General features: G+C 55.6%; 16 protein-coding genes, 1 pseudogene and 1 riboswitch. Of the genes and pseudogenes, 8 read left to right on the top strand and 9 right to left on the bottom strand.

What is annotated here, in order from left to right:
* Positions 1-146: 146 nt before the first annotated feature.
* From OK412_RS04155 to OK412_RS04140, 4 genes and pseudogenes are all read left to right on the top strand, one after another.
* The gene (locus tag OK412_RS04155; protein ID WP_033780223.1) at positions 147-407 is read left to right on the top strand and encodes a type II toxin-antitoxin system ParD family antitoxin; all 261 of its coding nucleotides are present in this window, start codon (positions 147-149) and stop codon (positions 405-407) included.
* A gap of 201 nt (positions 408-608) precedes the next feature.
* Positions 609-1,097: pseudogene (locus OK412_RS04150) on the top strand (substrate binding domain-containing protein); the annotation flags it as partial.
* A gap of 453 nt (positions 1,098-1,550) precedes the next feature.
* Positions 1,551-2,321: an ABC transporter substrate-binding protein gene (locus OK412_RS04145; protein ID WP_010670348.1), complete on the top strand. Its 771-nt coding sequence runs from the start codon at positions 1,551-1,553 to the stop codon at positions 2,319-2,321.
* Positions 2,322-2,358: 37 nt separating this feature from the next.
* Entirely contained in the window at positions 2,359-3,432 is a 1,074-nt protein-coding gene (locus OK412_RS04140; protein WP_264352721.1) for a M14 family metallopeptidase, read from the top strand.
* A 2-nt stretch (positions 3,433-3,434) separates the two neighbouring features.
* On the opposite strand, the gene OK412_RS04135 is transcribed toward OK412_RS04140, so the two are convergent.
* The gene (locus OK412_RS04135; protein ID WP_033780229.1) at positions 3,435-4,208 is read right to left on the bottom strand and encodes a 2OG-Fe(II) oxygenase family protein; all 774 of its coding nucleotides are present in this window, start codon (positions 4,206-4,208) and stop codon (positions 3,435-3,437) included.
* Positions 4,209-4,307: 99 nt separating this feature from the next.
* Here OK412_RS04135 and OK412_RS04130 point away from each other — a divergent pair, with 99 nt between their 5' ends.
* Entirely contained in the window at positions 4,308-5,216 is a 909-nt protein-coding gene (locus OK412_RS04130) for a LysR substrate-binding domain-containing protein (RefSeq protein WP_033773944.1), read from the top strand.
* Between the two features lie 98 nt (positions 5,217-5,314).
* On the opposite strand, the gene uca is transcribed toward OK412_RS04130, so the two are convergent.
* From uca to OK412_RS04100, 6 genes are all read right to left on the bottom strand, one after another.
* Entirely contained in the window at positions 5,315-8,926 is a 3,612-nt protein-coding gene (gene uca / locus OK412_RS04125; RefSeq protein WP_264352720.1) for an urea carboxylase, read from the bottom strand.
* Between the two features lie 164 nt (positions 8,927-9,090).
* Positions 9,091-9,726 (bottom strand): urea amidolyase associated protein UAAP2, encoded by a 636-nt coding sequence (locus tag OK412_RS04120; RefSeq protein ID WP_010670353.1) that lies wholly within the window; start codon positions 9,724-9,726, stop codon positions 9,091-9,093.
* 10 nt (positions 9,727-9,736) lie between these two features.
* On the bottom strand, positions 9,737-10,465 hold the full coding sequence (locus tag OK412_RS04115; protein WP_033787021.1) for an urea amidolyase associated protein UAAP1: 729 nt from the start codon (positions 10,463-10,465) through the stop codon (positions 9,737-9,739).
* On the bottom strand, positions 10,462-11,247 hold the full coding sequence (locus OK412_RS04110) for an ABC transporter ATP-binding protein (protein WP_033780235.1): 786 nt from the start codon (positions 11,245-11,247) through the stop codon (positions 10,462-10,464). The genes OK412_RS04115 and OK412_RS04110 overlap by 4 nt, the downstream gene beginning before the upstream one ends.
* A complete protein-coding gene (locus OK412_RS04105) occupies positions 11,244-12,059 on the bottom strand; it encodes an ABC transporter permease (protein ID WP_223564399.1) in 816 nt (271 codons plus the stop codon). Before OK412_RS04105 ends, OK412_RS04110 begins: the two co-directional genes overlap by 4 nt.
* 24 nt (positions 12,060-12,083) lie before the next feature.
* On the bottom strand, positions 12,084-13,139 hold the full coding sequence (locus OK412_RS04100) for a putative urea ABC transporter substrate-binding protein (RefSeq protein ID WP_010247121.1): 1,056 nt from the start codon (positions 13,137-13,139) through the stop codon (positions 12,084-12,086).
* Between the two features lie 59 nt (positions 13,140-13,198).
* A riboswitch (guanidine-I (ykkC/yxkD leader) is annotated at positions 13,199-13,297 on the bottom strand.
* A gap of 288 nt (positions 13,298-13,585) precedes the next feature.
* On the opposite strand from OK412_RS04100, the gene OK412_RS04095 reads away from it, so the two are divergent.
* A complete protein-coding gene (locus tag OK412_RS04095) occupies positions 13,586-14,635 on the top strand; it encodes an ABC transporter substrate-binding protein (protein WP_158132318.1) in 1,050 nt (349 codons plus the stop codon).
* A complete protein-coding gene (locus tag OK412_RS04090; protein WP_182505402.1) occupies positions 14,635-15,321 on the top strand; it encodes a molybdate ABC transporter substrate-binding protein in 687 nt (228 codons plus the stop codon). The genes OK412_RS04095 and OK412_RS04090 overlap by 1 nt, the downstream gene beginning before the upstream one ends.
* 70 nt (positions 15,322-15,391) lie before the next feature.
* On the opposite strand, the gene OK412_RS04085 is transcribed toward OK412_RS04090, so the two are convergent.
* Complete coding sequence (locus tag OK412_RS04085) at positions 15,392-15,973, bottom strand: DJ-1/PfpI family protein (protein WP_264352719.1); 582 nt, start codon at positions 15,971-15,973, stop codon at positions 15,392-15,394.
* A gap of 151 nt (positions 15,974-16,124) precedes the next feature.
* Complete coding sequence (locus OK412_RS04080; RefSeq protein ID WP_010670360.1) at positions 16,125-16,508, bottom strand: cupin domain-containing protein; 384 nt, start codon at positions 16,506-16,508, stop codon at positions 16,125-16,127.
* A 284-nt stretch (positions 16,509-16,792) separates the two neighbouring features.
* Here OK412_RS04080 and OK412_RS04075 point away from each other — a divergent pair, with 284 nt between their 5' ends.
* On the top strand, positions 16,793-17,590 hold the full coding sequence (locus OK412_RS04075; protein ID WP_010247110.1) for a MetQ/NlpA family ABC transporter substrate-binding protein: 798 nt from the start codon (positions 16,793-16,795) through the stop codon (positions 17,588-17,590).
* The last annotated feature ends 37 nt before the right edge of the window (positions 17,591-17,627 follow it).

Here is a 17,627-nt window from a genome sequence, read left to right as displayed (position 1 = left end):
GGTCGCGGGGTTGGTCAACGCAAAGTTACACGCAGGTAAACATCCGGCAAACCTGTGGAAGGGTGTTAAGCCGAAAGTTGATAGAGAAGAGTAACTCTGAAATACTAACAGTTAATAACTGATAGTAATTCAGTGGGAGAGGAATCATGCCAACCAGCGTAGCACTCAGTCCTTATTTCGAAGCGTTCATCCGCGAACAGATTGAAAGCGGGCGATATAACAACACCAGTGAAGTGATCCGTGCGGGCCTCAGGGCACTGGAAGAACGGGAGCAGCAGATGAAACTTGATGCTCTGCAAACAGCGGTCAGCGCAGGTATAAACAGCGGCGAAAGCAAAAACGCGGAAGAGGTATTTGGTCGCCTGTCGCAAAAATATCGGCGGCAGGCCGAAGGTGGTAAAGGGTAATGAAGTACATGTGCGATATGTTATTTAACATAAGATAGATTATGCGCACTTAAGGTAAGGAGGTAACGTAGAGGCTAAAGCTCTAAGCTAACCTTATTCGGGCGCTTCAGACAACCTGCTGAAGCCCCTGTATGACGGCCTCTGGTGCGGGATTTTCGCGATCAATAAAGCCGTCGCCTCACCACCGCTGTATCTCTCACGGCGATACGACTTGACCATCTTGTCGATTCCAGTCATCACGCCCGCCTTATCGATCAGTTTGATATCCTGGCGGTCGCTGCACCTTGTTATCTCAACAGCCTGAATGAAGCGTCTATCCGGGATCTTTCACATCTCGCGTCAGCAAAATGGATTGCGCATAGCCGTTTATCGACGCCACTCAGCTGGCAGGTGATCACGCCCGAAGGCGAGTCTGTGCTGATGAGCGCATTTCAGCCTGCCATGATCACGGCTGACAGTGCCTCTTCTTTGCTCGCTTTTGCTTTAGCCGGTGCTGGCGTGGCGATTCTCCCCGCCTGGCTGGTACAGGATGAGATTGAAAAAGGTGGATTAGTACGGCTACTGCCCGATCATCAATTCCCCCGTCAGGGAATTTACGCGCTCTACCCTAATACTCGTCATGTGCCAGAAAAAGTACGCGCGTTTATAGATTTCCTGCATGAACGTTTGGCGCACTCCAGCAGAAAATAAGCGCATCCATCACATTATTCTGATGGGCTAAGCGTTAATTTATCTGAACTGATTTAAACCCCATAAACTTTATTTTAAGCAGCGCGGGAAGGTAAATATTTACTGTCTGGCTAATGACAATTGAGTTTAACGCAGGCGCATTACTTAATTCCCTGTCCTGATAAATCACTGCTGCGCGATAACCTGTAAAACTGGCGCTGGGGCTTGTCTTGTTATCCCATCCCCAGCGCCTGCGGCTTCAGGCCCGGACCTGCGCCATACCCTGGTATGGCTCAGTCATTTGATGCACAGTATTAAGTAAAAATTAACGCCGTATAAATAATTCGCACAGTCACTTAATAACATAAGATTTTAATCTGGATGATTGCGTTTTATTCGCTGGCAGGAAAACAGGTCGCATGTTATTAAATTTGAATGTCGCGCTTAAATTCATTTGCATCCGGGAATTAAAACATGAAAAAGAGCTTATCCCTCGCATTACTGTTTTCGCTCACAACAGTTAGTCACGCGGCACTGGCGCAGCAGACCCTGCGCTTTGGCGTTGACCCTACATTCCCGCCGTTTGAATTCAAGGCGGCTGATGGATCATTGCAGGGCTTTGATGTTGATCTGGGCAATGCCATCTGCGCTCAAGCAAAGGTGAAGTGCCAGTGGGTGCAAATGGGTTTTGATAGCAGCATCCCTGCCCTTCAGGCAAAGAAATTTGATGCCATCCTGTCAGCGATGTCGATGACCGATAAGCGTCGTCAGCAGGTGGCTTTCAGCGATATGTTGTACAACACGCCCAGTGCTTTACTGGCACCGGCTGCCAGCACGCTGACGACCGATGTTGCCTCATTGCGCGGTAAGACGATCGGTGTGGCACAGGGCACCATCCAGGAAACCTATGCCAAAACCAAATGGGAGCCGGAGGGCGTTAAAGTCATCTCCTATCCTAACCAGATGGAAGTTTATCCGGATCTGGTCGCCGGGCGTCTTGATGGCAGCCTGGCCAATGCGGTCTCTGCTGAACAGGGATTCCTGACCTCAGCCGAAGGCAAGCCGTACGCCATCAAAGGGACCCTGGTGGATAAAGTGATTTTTGGTGATGGCGTGGGTATCGCGCTACGCAAAGGAGATGAGGCAAACCTGAAGATGATTAATGCGGCACTGGCGGAGATTCATAAAAACGGGACTTATGACCAGCTCACCAAAAAATATTTTAAATTCAATGTTTATCCCTGAGCCGCTCAACGTGAAGAATCGCAGGAATATGAAGACTATGGCATTGCCCGAATACCACGTTCAGCGCGCGCGCTTTATGGCAGCGGCGCAGAGCAAAGGTGCTGAGACGACCTCTTATCCGCATCCTCTGCCTGGTCCTCTGGGAGAAGCTCTGTATACAGACGTGGCACGGATAGGACCGGCCAGCGCATCACGTCTGATGCTGGTCGTTTCCGGCACTCACGGCGTTGAAGGCTATTATGGTTCCGATTGCCAGATAGCCTGGCTCGAGACGCTGGATGAAAAAGCCTTGCCCGCTGATACCGCGCTGTTGCTGATTCATCTGCTCAATCCATGGGGCGCGGCGCATTTACGGCGCGTGAACGAAGACAATATTGATCTGAACCGTAACTTTATCGATTTCAGTCAGCCACCTCCTGCTAACCCGGATTATGCACAGTGGCACGGTTTTTATCATGGCGACCGTGCAAGCGCCGATCGGCAACTGGCCGACGCACTCGAGGGCGCAGGCTGGCAGGCGGTTAAACGTGTCACAGAAGCCGGACAGTATAGTTTTGCTGACGGCTTTTTTTTCGGCGGTGAGAAGCCCTGCTGGTCACACCTTACGATGGCGGCGATCGTTGACCAGCATCTCTCTGTAGCGAAAACCATCATCAGCTTTGACCTTCATACCGGGGCTGGCGCATGGGGGCATCCGATGCTGCTCTCTATTGCGGAGCAGCGTTATCCGGCGCATGACTGGGGCAAAGTCATTTACGGTGAGTGGCTGACCTTATTGTTTACTGGTGCCGGACGTGACAGTGTAACTGGAATTACAGCAACGGCAACCGGCTATCTGTCGCACTATCTGCTGACGTCGCTGGCTGACACCCGGATTTTGCCTCTGGTGGTGGAATGCGGGACTTACGAGGGTCAGGATATGCATCAGCTGGTGCGTGAAGATCACTGGCTGCACCTCTATGGCGACCCTGCCAGTGAGGGCGGCCATGTGATAAAGCAGCAACTGGTCGAGGGGTTCTGGCCAGAAGATGCGGACTGGCGTGCATTGGTGGCTTTCCGCACGCAGCAAATCTTTCTGCGCGGCTGGCGTGCCCTTGCAGACACGCCATGATGTCATAGTCTGCCGTAAAAGGTCATACGCGCGGTTTCTGACAACGCAATATCCGGCTGCGTATTGTAAGCCAGCACGGCCAGCATACGGGTGACCTCGCCTTCAGTTGGGGTCACACGGTGCAGGGAATTACGGCCACGAAACAGCACCAGATCCCCGGCATCTATCTCCAGCGCGTCAACGGTCTGGCGTTCTTCCAGCACTGCGTCGACACCGGCAAAGTTCATCTCACCGGCATCAGCATCCCGCAGATCTTTTACATACTGAAACACGCCGCCCGCCAGCGGTTTCTGTACCAGTAAGGTGATGGCAAATGAGGAGTTGTCGAAGTGCCAGCCCAGCTCCTGACCGTGTGATGCATAGTGCAGGTTGATCGAGGAAAGCGGGTCAGCATAGGGATAGAGCGCTTTTTCACCCAGTACATCGCACAGGAAATGTTTGAACAGCTCATCATTATAAAGCTGACGCAGCGGCGAGTCGGCAGCGATAACATCATCAGTGATGCAGCCTTTGGTGCTGATCACATCCCTGTTACGCGGATGCTCAGCACTGAAAGCGTCATCAGGTTTCATCAGATAGACATTGTGCATGCTGCGGGTGTGATAAGCCTGGTGACGTTGTGCATTGCCCTCTTCGATGATCGCCTCTAAAGCGTGTGGTTTTAAAAACTGCCGCAGTACCAGCGCGCCGGACTGGTTTAACTGCTCACGACAACGTTGACGCCAGCCATGATCGGCCAGTGGATGAAGATCGAGACGGACAAGGGAACCAGACATAGCAACAATTCTCATGATGAGCAGGTGTGATGTTACTCTACCGGTCGCCTGCAACGCTGCGTAACGATAAAAACTTAATGCCCTGATAAGGAAGAGTTAATGCCTGCCCAATTGCCAAGGTTGCCAAAGATCAGCGTCATACAGTCATTTAAAGTGGCTGCCGAACTGGGCAGCCTTGCAAAAGCGGCCGCTCAACTGGCCTTAACCCCCGCGGCAGTCAGTCAGCAGATTCGCCAGCTGGAGGAGCAACTCGGCAGCGCCCTGTTTTTACGTACGCAGAGCGGCGTGATGCTGACCGAAACCGGCAAAGAGTATCTGCGCTATGTCACTGAGGCGTTTGATATTCTGCATCTCGGTCAGCAAAACATCCGCCATGCGGCCAGCGCGCCAAAACTCACCGTTTACACATTACCGGCGCTGGCGTCCAAATGGCTGTTGCCCCAGCTGGCGAGCTGGCGCGACCATTGCCCGAATATCGATCTCTCGTTACACGGTACGCATTCTCAGGTCGATTTCACCGCGATGCCCGCCGATTTTGTGATCTGCTTTGGTGAGGATCGTTACCCGCAGTCAGATAAGCTGAAGTTGTTTCATGATGACGTACTGCCGGTGGCCAGTCCTGCTCTGTTACATCGCTTTACGCCGGAAACGATCTTAAGCCAGGCGCCGCTGATCCACCTCGACTGGGGTAATGAAGGCCGCTTTCTGCCGGACTGGCGAAGCTGGTTTCAGGCTAAAGGCATGGACGAACCTCTGCCGCAGCCCGCATTCAGCTTTAATCTGACCTCGCTGGCGATTGATGCGGCCGTCGCGGGAGCTGGTGTGCTGCTGGGGCAGCGACGCCTTATCGCGGCGGAACTGGCGCGGGGCGATCTGGTGGTAGTGGATGATCTTTGCCTGCCGCTGAGCAAACCCTATTACCTTGTCTGGCCGCAACGCACCCTGAGCCAGCCAGGCAGTGAGGCGATGATCAGCTGGTTAAGCCAACTGGGCGCGAGCGGCGGATAGCCCTTCGCCGTGATCGGACTCGCCTGCGCCCGCCAGTCTGGAACCATCAGCGGGCACAGGATCAGATTATCACTGCGCCACCAGGTGACCAGGTGTCATCATCCTTCCGCATTATCCTCAACAATCACCGCCACGCGTTGCCCTGCACGTACAGCGCTGCCTGGCTGCACGCTGACCTGCTGAACAATGCCGTCGCACGGCGCCAGAAGCGGGATTTCCATCTTCATCGACTCCAGCACCACCAGAATATCGCCTTCCCGCACCCGGCTGCCCGCCGTCGCCTGCACCTGCCATAAATTGCCTGAAACCGGGCTTTCAACCCCCTGCTCGCCTGGCTGCAGCGGCGCGTCGCCGCCTTCATCGGCCACACTTTCCTGACTGTCAAAATGGGCCTGTCCGCTGGCGATCCAGCGGTCACGTTCCGCATTGAACGCGGCTTGCTGGTGATCGCGAAACCGACCGATACTCTCCGCTTCACGGGCGAGGAAATCCTGATATTCCGCCAGCCGCAGCGTGCTGTGCTCGATGCGCAGCGGATAGCGACCGAGGGGAAAATCGCGGCGAATCTGCAACAGCTCACTGGCCGGGACCGGATAAAAACGGATTTGATCGAAAAAGCGCAGCAGCCAGGGTTTACCGCCAAAATCGGCGACTTCATGATACCGGTTCCACATCTGCAGCGTGCGGCCGACAAACTGATAGCCGCCTGGCCCCTCCATGCCATACACACACAGATAGGCACCGCCGATGCCAACCGAGTTTTCCGCCGTCCAGGTGCGGGCCGGGTTATATTTTGTCGTCACCAGCCGATGACGGGGATCCAGCGGCGTGGCGACCGGCGCGCCGAGGTAGACATCGCCCAGCCCCATCACCAGATAGCTGGCTTCAAAGACCGTGTTCCAGACAGCCTGCTCATCCGGCAGATCGTTTATACGGCGGATAAATTCCAGATTACTCGGGCACCACGGCGCATCCTGCCGCACGATGGTCATATATTTTTCGATGGCCTTCTGACAGGCCGGATCGTCCCAGGAGAGCGGCAGGTGCACCACGCGTGTGGGAACCTGAAGGTCATCACTCATGCAGACCTTCTCCCACTCACCGCGCACCCACATCAGCAGCACGTCGGGCGTCAGCGTCTCCGGCTGAAAGTGGATTTGCAGCGAGCGGATCCCCGGCGTGATATCAATAATGCCGTTGCGGGATTGCGCTTCCAGCGCCTGCATCAACGCATGAATGCGAAAACGTAACACCAGATCCAGTTCCGGCTCGCCAGCCTCCAGCAGCAGATGCGTATCGCCAGAGAGGCGCGCCACCAGGCGTTTATCCGCTGCGCTGCAGGTCATCACGATGGGCGAAATCAGCGGTGCAGGCTCCCAGTCTGTTTCCTGTGGCTGGAGCATGGTCAGCTCGGTGCGTCGGCCCTCTGCCAGTCGGCGGGCGGTAGGAATATCCACCGCGACAAACTGCACTTTGTCACCGGCTTTGAGCTGTCCCAGTTGCCAGAGGTCCGCCTCGATTACCGTCACCGGGCAGACGAACCCGCCAAGGCTCGGGCCATCCGGCCCCAGAATCACCGGCATATCACCGGTAAAATCGACCGCGCCGATCGCGTACGGGTTGTCATGGATGTTTGAGGGATGCAGCCCTGCTTCACCACCGCTATCGCGGGTCCAGATTGGCTTTGGCCCGATCAGGCGAACGCCGGTGCGGCTGGAGTTAAAATGCACTTCCCATGCTGTGGCAAAAAACGTCTCGATATACTCCGGCGCAAAAAACTCAGGCGCACCGTGCGGACCATAAATGACGCGCAGCGTGCGCACCGTAGCAAGCTCTGTGTGCAGTCCGACGGGCAGTTCCGTTCCGGTTGCGCTCGCAGAACGCGGAGCGAGATGCAGCACGTCACCGCTACGCAGTGCCCGTCCGGCATGTCCGCCAAACTGACCAAGGGTGAAGGTGCTTTTGCTGCCTAAATAGTCCGGCACCTGAATGCCGCCGCTCAGACAGAGATAACTTCTGACGCCTGCGCCACTTATCGCGCCCAGCTTCAGCGTTGCCCCGGCCGGAATGGTAAAAACAGAATTCATTGACTGTCCGACGCCATCCAGTGTGACAGTGAGCGGCGCGCCAGAGATCACCGCCTGAATCTCAGTGTTGAATTTCAGGGTGGGTCCATTCAGGGTGATTTCCAGCGCGGCGTCACCCTCCTCATTGCCCAGCAGACGGTTGCCCAGACGCAGTGCGCGATCGTCCATCGGCCCCGACGGCGGCACGCCCACCGCCCAGTATCCCAGACGTCCGGGATAGTCCTGAACGCTGGTCTGGGTTCCGGCACTCACCACTTCAACCGTTGCCGCCTGATAGGCGAGCTGCTCCAGGCAGCGGGTCCAGGGTTCGCCAGCCGTAAAAGGCGAGAAGGCCAGAATCTGCAACAGATAGAGGCGATTGGTTTCTACGCCATAGAAACGTGTCTCCGCCAGCGCCTGTGCCAGGGTGGCGATGGCTTCCTCGCGAGTGGGGCGCCAGGTGATAACTTTTGCCAGCATCGGGTCGAAGAATGGCGGGACTTCGCACCCCGCTTCCACCCAGCGGTCAATACGCAGGGTTTTACCGTCGGCTGCCGGAAAGAGGGCCTGGGTTAACAGCCCTGGCGAAGGCTGGAACTGACGCCCCGGATCTTCCGCATAAATTCGCGCCTGCACGGCATGGCCCTGAGGATTCAGCGCGGCGGCTAACGCATGAAGCGGAGGAAGATCGCCTGCTGCCAGCTCAATCATCCACTGCACCAGGTCAACGCCCCACACCTGCTCCGTGACGCCATGTTCAACCTGCAGCCGGGTATTCACTTCAAGAAAATAGAACTGCTGCGCCCCGCTGTCATAGACAAACTCAACCGTTCCGGCGCTGCGATAGTTCACCGCTTTTCCCAGCGCGATAGCCGCCGCGCATAAAGCCTCCGCCATACCTGCTGGCAGATTCGGCGCTGGCGTCTCTTCGACCACTTTCTGGTTACGCCGCTGTACCGAGCAGTCGCGTACGCCCAGCGCGATTACCTCGCCCTTGCCGTCACCGAAAATCTGCACTTCAAGATGACGGGCGCGTTCGATATATTTTTCGAGAAATACCCCGGCATCGCTGAAGTTGTTCTGGCCGAGGCGCTGGACCGTTTCAAACGCCTCTGACAGCGCATTCGCATCACGACAGACGCGCATACCGATGCCACCACCGCCCGCGGTGCTTTTGAGCATTACCGGATAGCCGACCCTCTCTGCGGCGCGGCGGGCTTCACTGATATCTGCCAGCAGTTCACTGCCTTCCAGCAACGGCACCCCTTCGGCTTCCGCCAGCGCGCGGGCCGTGTGTTTCAGGCCAAAAGTCCGCAACTGCTGCGGTGTGGGGCCGACAAAAATCAGACCAGCAGCCTCGCACGCCTCAGCAAAGGCGGCGTTTTCCGAAAGGAAACCGTAGCCAGGATGAATCGCTTTCGCTCCGCTCTGCTGCGCGGCGGCGATGATCTTTTCCGTTACCAGATAGGTTTGTGCGGCCGGGCCTTCGCCAAGACTTAGCGCCACATCCGCCTCGCGGATATGTAAACTGCTCAGATCGGCTTCGGAGTAAACGGCGACCCCTTTCACCTGCATGGCACTTAGCGTGCGCAGGATGCGACAGGCGATAGCACCGCGATTAGCAATCAGTAAGGTATCAAACATAAGCGAACTCTCAGGGATGCGGGTCGTCCCGCAAAATTCGATATTCCCTGGGGCCGTCCCCGGGGCTGACCGGCACGTAACAGGCGTGCGCCGGTGGTGTGTTGAGAGGTCTGACGCACAAGGCTGAGAAACTCAGTCCCGCTTGTCGCCATGGCAACGCTGACTCAGTTCCACACCAGCACTTCAGCGGGCGTCGGGTTCCAGCCGTTACAGGGGTTATTCAGCTGCGGGCAGTTGGAGATCAGCACCATCACATTGCATTCGGCTACCAGCTCAACGTATTTGCCGGGCGCCGATAGCCCATCCTCAAAGGTCAGACCGCCTTCCGGCGTGACCGGAACGTTCATGAAAAAGTTGATGTTGGCACCGATATCACGTTTGTGAAGGCGGCCATCGTGCAGGCAGGCGCAGAGAAAGTTATCCCGACAGCTGTGCATGTAGCGCTTATCCTGGGCATAGCGCACGGTGTTGCTCTCCTGCGAGCAGGCTCCGCCCAGGGTATCGTGACGACCGCAGGTGTCGGCGACGATAGTCAGCAGCGGATTGCCGAGATTCGAATAGAGCACGCTGCCGGTGGTCAGATAGACGTTTCCCTGACGACGCAGCGTGCGCTGAGGATCGTAGCGTTCCCGCGGGTTATCGCTGTTATAGAACAGGGTATCAATTGCCTGATTCCCTTCGAGGTCGAGCAGGCGCAGCGTCTGCCCTTTTTTCACTTCGAACAGCCACGGCTCGCCTGCCGGTATCACGTGGCGATAGACGGCATCTTCAGGACGACGATCAGAGTTGATAAGGGTCATCGCAGCCTCCTTACAGGGCAAAAAGTTGGGTGTTATGAAGCGCGCGCTGGTTTTCACCGCGCGTGACCATCGCTTCGCTGACGGCCTGCATATCGTCGGCCTGATACCAGCTCAGCTGAACCGGTCGCGGGAGATAGTCAGCGGCGGGATCCTGCGGATGTGGCAGCGCGGTCAGCACCATCAGCACGTCCATGGGTGCGTACAGTTCAGTGAAATCGCCGGCGCGGCTGTTGCCCGCGCTGAACCGGAAGCGGCCCTTCTCATCAACCGTGACCTTGCTGAAAAAATTGACGACCATCAGCAGATCTTCCAGACCCAGATCCCATTTGCCCATCTCAACCAGCAGGTTATCGGTGCCGTTGCGGTAGAAGCCGTTGCGCAGCTCCTGATAGCGTCCGGCTCCATACTTATCGTGCGTTTCCGCCGCGTTGAGTACGCCGCCAAACGGGTCGTGCCAGCCGCAGCTATCCGCCACGATCGCGGCCAGTACGCGTCCCATGTCGGAGTAGAAACAGTGCCCGGTGGTCAGGCGAGCCGTATGCTGGCCTTTCAGGGTATCCGGCAGATTCAGGCGTTCACTTTTCTCGTGGGGATTGAGCATCATCATGCTGACGTTAGCGCCACCCTCGATGTCGGTCAGGCGCAGGATCTGCCCTTTGCGCAAAATCAGCGAGGTGTGCCCTCCGCCAGGCAGCTGCTCTTCGCGCAGGCTCGGAGCTGAATGAAAAAGTGCGGTCATTGAGCGGTCTCCTTGAGGGGATAAATGTTGTTTTTACTGCCGGTTGCCAGCTGCGACAGCCGGGTTTCATTAAGCGGGATGTCGTAAGTGATACGCGCGCCCCAGGCATTGGGGGCCTGAGGATCGATGCGCACTTTGTCGAAAACCAGCAGCCGGGTGCCAAGATTGAAGCCTTCGGCAAGGTCGTGAGTGACCATAAACACCGTCATGCGGGTTTCGCTCCAGAGCTGGAGCAGCAGCGCATGCATATCTTTGCGGATGCCGGGGTCCAGCGCGCCGAAGGGCTCATCCAGCAGCAGTACGCGCGGCTGCATGACAAAAGCCTGCGCAATCGCCAGCCGCTGCTGCATCCCGCCCGAAAGCTGCGCCGGATATTTATCGAGCGAATGGCCCAGCCCGACTTTCTCCAGCATCTGTTTTGCCTGCTCACGGGCATGGCGTTTTCGGGTGCCAAACAGTCGGCCAGTAAACGGTGAAGCCGGAAGTTCGAGGCCAATGGCGACGTTATCCAGCACGTTGAGATGAGGGAAAACGGAGTAACGCTGAAACACCACGCCACGGCTGCGATCGGGTTCCGCGCGCAGCTGTTCACCATCCAGCGTGATTGTTCCCCGTGTCGGCCTTTCCTGCCCCAGCAGCAGGCGTAAAAACGTCGACTTACCACAGCCGGACGCGCCCACCAGCGAGCAGAATTCACCTTCTTTGACCTGCAGATTGATGCGTTCCAGCACCACGTGGTCGCCATACTCCTGCCAGATATTTTTGATATCGATAAAACTCATTCCCGGCCTCCTTCCGCCCAGGGGAAAAAGGCTTTGTGCAATTGACGCAGCGCGAGATCCATCAGCCACGCCAGCAGCGTTATCCAGATGACATAGGGAATGATCACATCCATCGCCATATAGCGACGAACCAGGAAAATGCGATAGCCCAGTCCGGCGGTTGCGGAAATGGCTTCGGCGGAGATCAGAAAGAGCCATGCGGATCCCAGCAACAGGCGCAGCGAGGTGATCAGCCGCGACAAGAGCTGCGGCAGCACAACCCGCAGCACCACCGTCCAGCTGTTCGCCCCCAGAGTTTGTGCTTTGATAAACAGCTCTGCGGGGATTTCCCGCGCCCGATGTTCAAGGTCGCGCGCCAGCATCGGCGTAATCCCGATAACAATCAGCATCACTTTTGACAGCTCATCCAGCCCGAAGACGATAAACAGCATCGGCAGGAGCGCCAGCGGTGGGATCATCGACACCACGGTCATAAAGGGTGACAGCGCCGCGCGACTCATCGGGAAGACGCCCGCAGCAACACCGATGCAGAGACCAATCAGTGAAGAGATCGCCAGGCCAGTCAGCAGACGGCTTAAGCTAATCCACGTATCCGCCCACAGCAGATATTCGCCGCTGCGCTTGTCCGGCGTGAAGGCCATCCGATCAATGGCGGCGATCATCTGTGACAGGCCGGGCAGCAGTTTGTCGTGTGGGTTGGCTTCAAGACGCACCGCCGAACTGATAAACCAGACGGCGATCAGCAGCACAAAAGGTAATAGCATCAGCGTCAGGCGCATTCCCTGCCGGGGATAGCGGTTGATGTGGCGCATGGCAAATACTCCTGAGATCGGTGATTACAGCTTGCCCGCAGCGGCCATCTTCAGATAGCTGTCGTCAAAGCGCAGTTTGATGTTCGCTGTATCACCGACGGTGATGTTGCCAGGGAAGCTCATACCGATGAAGTCAGCGCTTTGTGCACCCTCGCCCAGTAATCCCTTATCAAAGGAGAACGCGGCGACGCGCTGCATGGTTTTCGCCAGATCGGGGGAAGAAACAAATGTCTGGGTTTCGGCTGGAGTCCAGAACAGGTGGGTGGTTTTCAGCTGCGCCTTGTATCCGGCGAGGTCAGTACCGGAATCGGCAGCCATCGCGCTAAGCGCCTGCGCATCTCCGGCCTGCATTTTCGCCATCATCTCAAACCAGGCCCCGGTCAGTGCCTTACCCAGCGCGGGGTTATCTTTCAAGGTCTCTGTATTCACCACCATCATGTCAATCAGTTCGCCCGGCACGGCTGAAGAGCTGAATACTTCTGTGGTTTGCGGGGTCTTCTTGATCACTGAAAGCTGCGGATTCCAGGCAACCGCCGCCTGCACGCCACTGGTACCAAAGGCGGAGACGATATCGGCATCGGAGGTGTTCACGACCTTAACGTCTTTTTCCTGTAAACCGGCCTTCTCCAGACCGCGAACCAGCAGGTAGTGCGAAACCGACAGCGCAGGAAGATAGACAGACATCCCTTTCAGGTCGCTGAGTTTTTTATTTGCGCCTTTCAGCACCACACCGTCATTGCCATCGGAGAAGCTGCCGGTGATCAGCGCCGTGGAATCAATGCCGCCCGCCGCCGGAATGGTCAGGGCATCCATGTTGGTCATGGTGCAGCCGTCGAACTGACCCGCGGTGTACTGGTTGATCGACTCGATATAGTCATTGAGCTGGGTGATATGAATTTTGATGCCGTATTTGCTGGCCCATTTATCGATGATTTTCTCGTTGCTGATGGTGCCCCAGGGCATCCAGCCCGCATAGATAGTCCAGCAGATATTGAACTCTTTTTTGACCGCGGCGAAAGATGGCGCGCTGACCAGCAGCGTCAGCGACAGAATAAGCGTCAGGAGGGGTGATTTCTTCATGGTTGACCTCTGGTTGGCACAAAAAACGGGAGCAGCGCAAGACACCATTTGGTGCCGCTGTCTCCCGGGCTTTTGTCCCGCCGTGTAACCTCACAGAGGTCGCCAGCTCTCGGACCAGACATTCACCTGCGTGAACCGGAACCCTAGCCAGCTATTTGCTATCAATTGTGTCGAACGCTGCTTACTGTTCAGACTTCAGCAAATGGCGTGCCAGAAATTAACTTACGTAAAATCAGAGAAATAGAGAGAGCATAATCCAGAAGGCACCGGGATGGTGAGTCAGTAACGGGCGTTGCACATTATCAGTGCCGGACAGGCAAGAGATATCAGAACCCTCAGTCAGTCTCTTTTCGTACTCACATCTATGCCGGAATGCAGACCCGGACCGTGACGCCCATCACTTATCGCTATATAATCCAATGCATAACGTATTTTGAGGATAGTTAATGAAGCGCTTCTGGCAGGCATGCACACTCGGTTTACTGATACTCCTTCCGCTCTTTTCCCAGGCATCGCGCCAGATAACCGATCAGACAGGCCGCCAGGTCACGATTCCTGATCGTGTTGATCGTATTGTGGTGCTTCAGCATCAGACGCTGAACCTGCTGGTGCAGATGAACGCGACCGATAAAATCGTCGGTGTGATGGCGAACTGGAAGCAGCAACTTGGCGATAGCTATGCCCGCCTGGCTCCTGAGCTGAATCAGAAAGCGACACTGGGGGATCTGACGCATGTTGATCCCGAAAAACTGGTGGCGCTGCATCCGCAGGTGGTGTTTGTGACCAACTATGCGCCGCATGAGATGATCGACAGCATTACCGCGCTGGGCATTCCGGTGGTGGCTATCTCACTGCGTCATGACGAGCCGGGTGAAAAGGCAAAAATGAACCCCTCTATCCGCGACGAGGAAATGGCCTATGACAAAGGACTACGTGAAGGGATTACGCTTATCGGCGAGATCATCAATAAACCGGCAGAAGCAAAAGCGCTGATTACGGCCACCGATGAGGGCCGCAAAATCGTCAGCGACCGCCTGAAGGATGTTCCGGCGGAGAAACGCATTCGCGCCTATATGGCGAACCCGGAACTGACCACCTACGGCTCAGGAAAATATACCGGCCTGATGATGCTGCATGCGGGCGCGGTCAATGTCGCCGCAGCGACCGTAAAGGGATTTAAAACCGTGTCGATGGAGCAGGTCATCGCCTGGGATCCACAGGTGATTTTTGTGCAGGACCGTTATCCCTCCGTCGTGAATGAAATCAACAGTTCACCACAGTGGCAGGCTATCGACGCGGTAAAAAATCATCGCGTCTGGCTGATGCCGGACTACGCCAAAGCATGGGGTTATCCAATGCCGGAAGCGATGGGGATTGGCGAATTGTGGATGGCGAAAAAACTCTATCCGCAGAAATTTCAGGATGTGGACATGAATAAGCTGGCCAATAAGTGGTATCAGCGCTTCTATCGCACCGCTTATCAGGGAACAGAGTGATGCGCGTACTGGCGGCGGGCAGCCTGAAGGCGGTCTGGCCCGCGCTGATGGCGTACTTTCCTGAGCCAGTTGAAACCCGGTTTGGCCCCGCCGGTCTGCTTCGCGAACGGATTGAAGCCGGTGAACCCTGCGATCTCTTTGCTTCAGCCAGTGAGGAGCATCCGCAAAAATTGCTGAACGCTGGGCGAGCGCTGGCAGTCATACCGTTCACAACTAATAAACTCTGCATCACGGTTCGCAGCGATCGGCTACAGGCGGGAGACGACTGGTATCAGCTACTGACCCGCGACACACTGCGGATCGCAACCTCTACACCCACAGCCGATCCCTCTGGCGACTACGCGCAGGCCCTTTTCACCCGGATGGGCAAAGCCGGTGAAGCGGTGCGCCAGCGCGCAAAGGCACTGGTGGGTGGGCGCGACTCTGCACCCATTCCCGCAGGCAGGCTGGCGGCAGAATGGATTATCCTGGAGGATCAGGCGGATCTGTTTATCGGTTATGCCAGCCATCGGGCTGCCCTGAGCCAGATTGCCGGGCTGACAGTCGTTGATATCCCTGCGGCTTTCAATTCTGCTGCGCGCTACGCCTGTGCAGTCATTACCCCCGAGGCGCGTCGGCTGGCGGATTTTTTAGAATCGGAGCAGGCAAAAAAGGTACTGCGGGAAGCGGGATTTGGCGGGAAGTAAATGCCTTTTCTGTCGCGGATGACTTTGCGCCCTGCCAGCATCTCGCTTTAAGGGCGCGAAACACCGCTCATTAAAGCTTAGCGAAATCCACCTTAAGCTTGTGACTGATATGTTCAGCCTGCTCGGTGGCACTATCAGCGTCGCCAGTCAGGATAAAAGCGATCGCGAAGGCGAAATCAAACGCCGCGCCCAGATCCTGTCCACTCAGCAGATTGCCATCTTTCACTACCGAGGCATTAACGTAAATGCCATCGGTGACACCTTCTGATGACGTCCCAGAACTGACATAGCGACGCCCCCTTAAAAGACCCTGTGGCGCCAGCACTCTGGCCGCTGCGGAGCAGATTGGGCAGACCAGGCGGCCCGCCTCATCATGGCGGCGAATAAAATCTATCACTGCCGCATTTGCCGCCAGATTTTTGCTGCCGTCAGGACCACCCGGCACAATCACCGCATCAAACAGCCTGTCCCGATTCGCCTCCAGCAGCTCATCGGCGACAACCTTCACATGATGATAACTGTTCACTTCGCGATAGGGCTGACAGGCCAGGGTTGTAACCTGAACGCCCAGGCGTGAGAGGATGTCGAGAGTGATAATAGCCTCAGCTTCTTCAAAGCCTGGGGCAAGCAGCAGAGCAACATTCTTATCCATGAAAATTCCTTTTTAATTGGTGTGGATGAAGCAGAGAGCGTTTAATCCTGGTCTGTGCAGGCGCACCCTTTACTGATCCGAATCAAGTCTGAACAGGGTTTTTAAACGGCAGCGGGCGACACTACCGTGGTGCGTCATGAAGTAAGTGCGTTTAAAACTCTTCCGGCTCGCCCGGCAGTGGCTCGGTCAGTTCCTGCCCCTTTACACCGGCATAGGTAATCACCAGTTCGGCTGGCTCATCCAGTGTGTAACCGCGATGCGCACTGTTGACCGTCTCATTGAGGGCTTCACCCGCATGGAAGGTGCGCTGTTCGCCGCTCTCTTTATCCTCAACAATCAGGGTGCCGGAAAGAATAAACGCCGCATTCGGCATTGGATGGGTATGCCAGGGCAATGACGTATGGGCAGGTAGCGAGAGCCGCATAACGGTCAGCTCAGGTTCGCCGGTGGGATAGGCCTCAAGAACGTCACCGTTCCAGGCCTGGCTGCTGCGCATCACTTCAACCGCGTTAATTTCGTTATCTTGCTTCGACATGGTTAATCCCTGTTAATAATCAATAGAATGCCAGTAGTCACCGATAAGTAAGCTTAGAAGAAAACTGTGTTGATGCCCGCCTGCGTTTTAATAAGCCTGTTAACAGGAATTTTCCGCCAGCGAACAGAGGGATGAAAACCGGCCATTAGCGGACTGGCTGAATGACTGATTAATTAATGTTCAATATTTGCGTTGTGGTTATAAGATATATTCCTCAGTCAGTACGCAACCTGTGAGTTCTGTATTATCTTTGAAGCCATCAACCACCTGAGGGATTTCTGATAATGAAAGGTCTGTTTACGGCATTACTCGCCAGTTCTGTTCTACTATTATCCGCCTGCTCAAAAGATGACGATAACAAAGTTAAAGTTGCTATTAATACCGGGCCTGATGAAGCAATCTGGCAGGTGGTAAAGCAGGTGGCGAAAGATAAATACAAGCTGGATGTCGAAGTGCTTAACTTCAATGACTATGTGCTGCCAAATGAAGCGCTGAATAACAAAGAAGTCGATGCTAACGCCTTCCAGAGCCTGCCTTATCTGGAATCACAGTCTAAAGAGCGCGGCTATAAGTTTGCGGTAGTGGGTAAAACGTTCGTCTTCCCGATTGCTGCCTATTCGCACAAAATCAAGAACATCAGTGAGCTGCAGAATGGTGCCACTATCACCATCTCTAACGAAGCCACCACGCTGGGACGCAGCCTGCTGCTGCTGCAGGCGCAGGGTCTGATTAAACTTAAACCGGATGTGGGTTATTTACCGACCTCACTGGATATCATCGAAAATCCAAAAAATCTGAAGCTGGTTGAAGTGGACACCCCACAGCTGACCCGCACCTTAGACGATCCCAACGTGACCCTGTCGATCATTAATACTAATTTCTCGGCTCAGGCTGGATTATCAGCGCACCGCGATGGCTTATTTATGGAAAGTGCCTCATCGCCTTACGTCAATGCGCTGGTATCACGTGAGGATAATAAAGACAGCGATAAAATTCAGAAGCTGAAGTCTGCGCTGCAGTCACCGGAGGTGGCGGCCAAAGCCGAAGAAGTTTACAAGGGTGATGCGATTAAAGGCTGGTAATTCGCCTGATAATCGATCATTAACGATCCAAAAAGGC

Origin of the sequence: Pantoea sp. JV6 (assembly GCF_025910055.1) — a bacterium.
In the GTDB taxonomy this organism is placed as follows: Bacteria; Pseudomonadota; Gammaproteobacteria; order Enterobacterales; family Enterobacteriaceae; genus Pantoea; species Pantoea agglomerans.
The sequence above is the reverse complement of the archived record's forward strand: the minus strand, read 5'-3'. Positions and strand labels throughout refer to the sequence as shown.

Excerpts from the sequence above, each read along its gene's own strand:
- OK412_RS04155 (WP_033780223.1), top strand. The coding sequence starts at position 147 with ATGCCAACCAGCGTAGCACTCAGTCCTTATTTCGAAGCGTTCATCCGC.
- OK412_RS04145 (WP_010670348.1), top strand. The coding sequence starts at position 1,551 with ATGAAAAAGAGCTTATCCCTCGCATTACTGTTTTCGCTCACAACAGTT.
- OK412_RS04140 (WP_264352721.1), top strand. The coding sequence starts at position 2,359 with ATGGCATTGCCCGAATACCACGTTCAGCGCGCGCGCTTTATGGCAGCG.
- OK412_RS04135 (WP_033780229.1), bottom strand. The coding sequence starts at position 4,208 with ATGTCTGGTTCCCTTGTCCGTCTCGATCTTCATCCACTGGCCGATCAT.
- OK412_RS04130 (WP_033773944.1), top strand. The coding sequence starts at position 4,308 with ATGCCTGCCCAATTGCCAAGGTTGCCAAAGATCAGCGTCATACAGTCA.
- uca (WP_264352720.1), bottom strand. The coding sequence starts at position 8,926 with ATGTTTGATACCTTACTGATTGCTAATCGCGGTGCTATCGCCTGTCGC.
- OK412_RS04120 (WP_010670353.1), bottom strand. The coding sequence starts at position 9,726 with ATGACCCTTATCAACTCTGATCGTCGTCCTGAAGATGCCGTCTATCGC.
- OK412_RS04115 (WP_033787021.1), bottom strand. The coding sequence starts at position 10,465 with ATGACCGCACTTTTTCATTCAGCTCCGAGCCTGCGCGAAGAGCAGCTG.
- OK412_RS04110 (WP_033780235.1), bottom strand. The coding sequence starts at position 11,247 with ATGAGTTTTATCGATATCAAAAATATCTGGCAGGAGTATGGCGACCAC.
- OK412_RS04105 (WP_223564399.1), bottom strand. The coding sequence starts at position 12,059 with ATGCGCCACATCAACCGCTATCCCCGGCAGGGAATGCGCCTGACGCTG.
- OK412_RS04100 (WP_010247121.1), bottom strand. The coding sequence starts at position 13,139 with ATGAAGAAATCACCCCTCCTGACGCTTATTCTGTCGCTGACGCTGCTG.
- OK412_RS04095 (WP_158132318.1), top strand. The coding sequence starts at position 13,586 with ATGAAGCGCTTCTGGCAGGCATGCACACTCGGTTTACTGATACTCCTT.
- OK412_RS04090 (WP_182505402.1), top strand. The coding sequence starts at position 14,635 with ATGCGCGTACTGGCGGCGGGCAGCCTGAAGGCGGTCTGGCCCGCGCTG.
- OK412_RS04085 (WP_264352719.1), bottom strand. The coding sequence starts at position 15,973 with ATGGATAAGAATGTTGCTCTGCTGCTTGCCCCAGGCTTTGAAGAAGCT.
- OK412_RS04080 (WP_010670360.1), bottom strand. The coding sequence starts at position 16,508 with ATGTCGAAGCAAGATAACGAAATTAACGCGGTTGAAGTGATGCGCAGC.
- OK412_RS04075 (WP_010247110.1), top strand. The coding sequence starts at position 16,793 with ATGAAAGGTCTGTTTACGGCATTACTCGCCAGTTCTGTTCTACTATTA.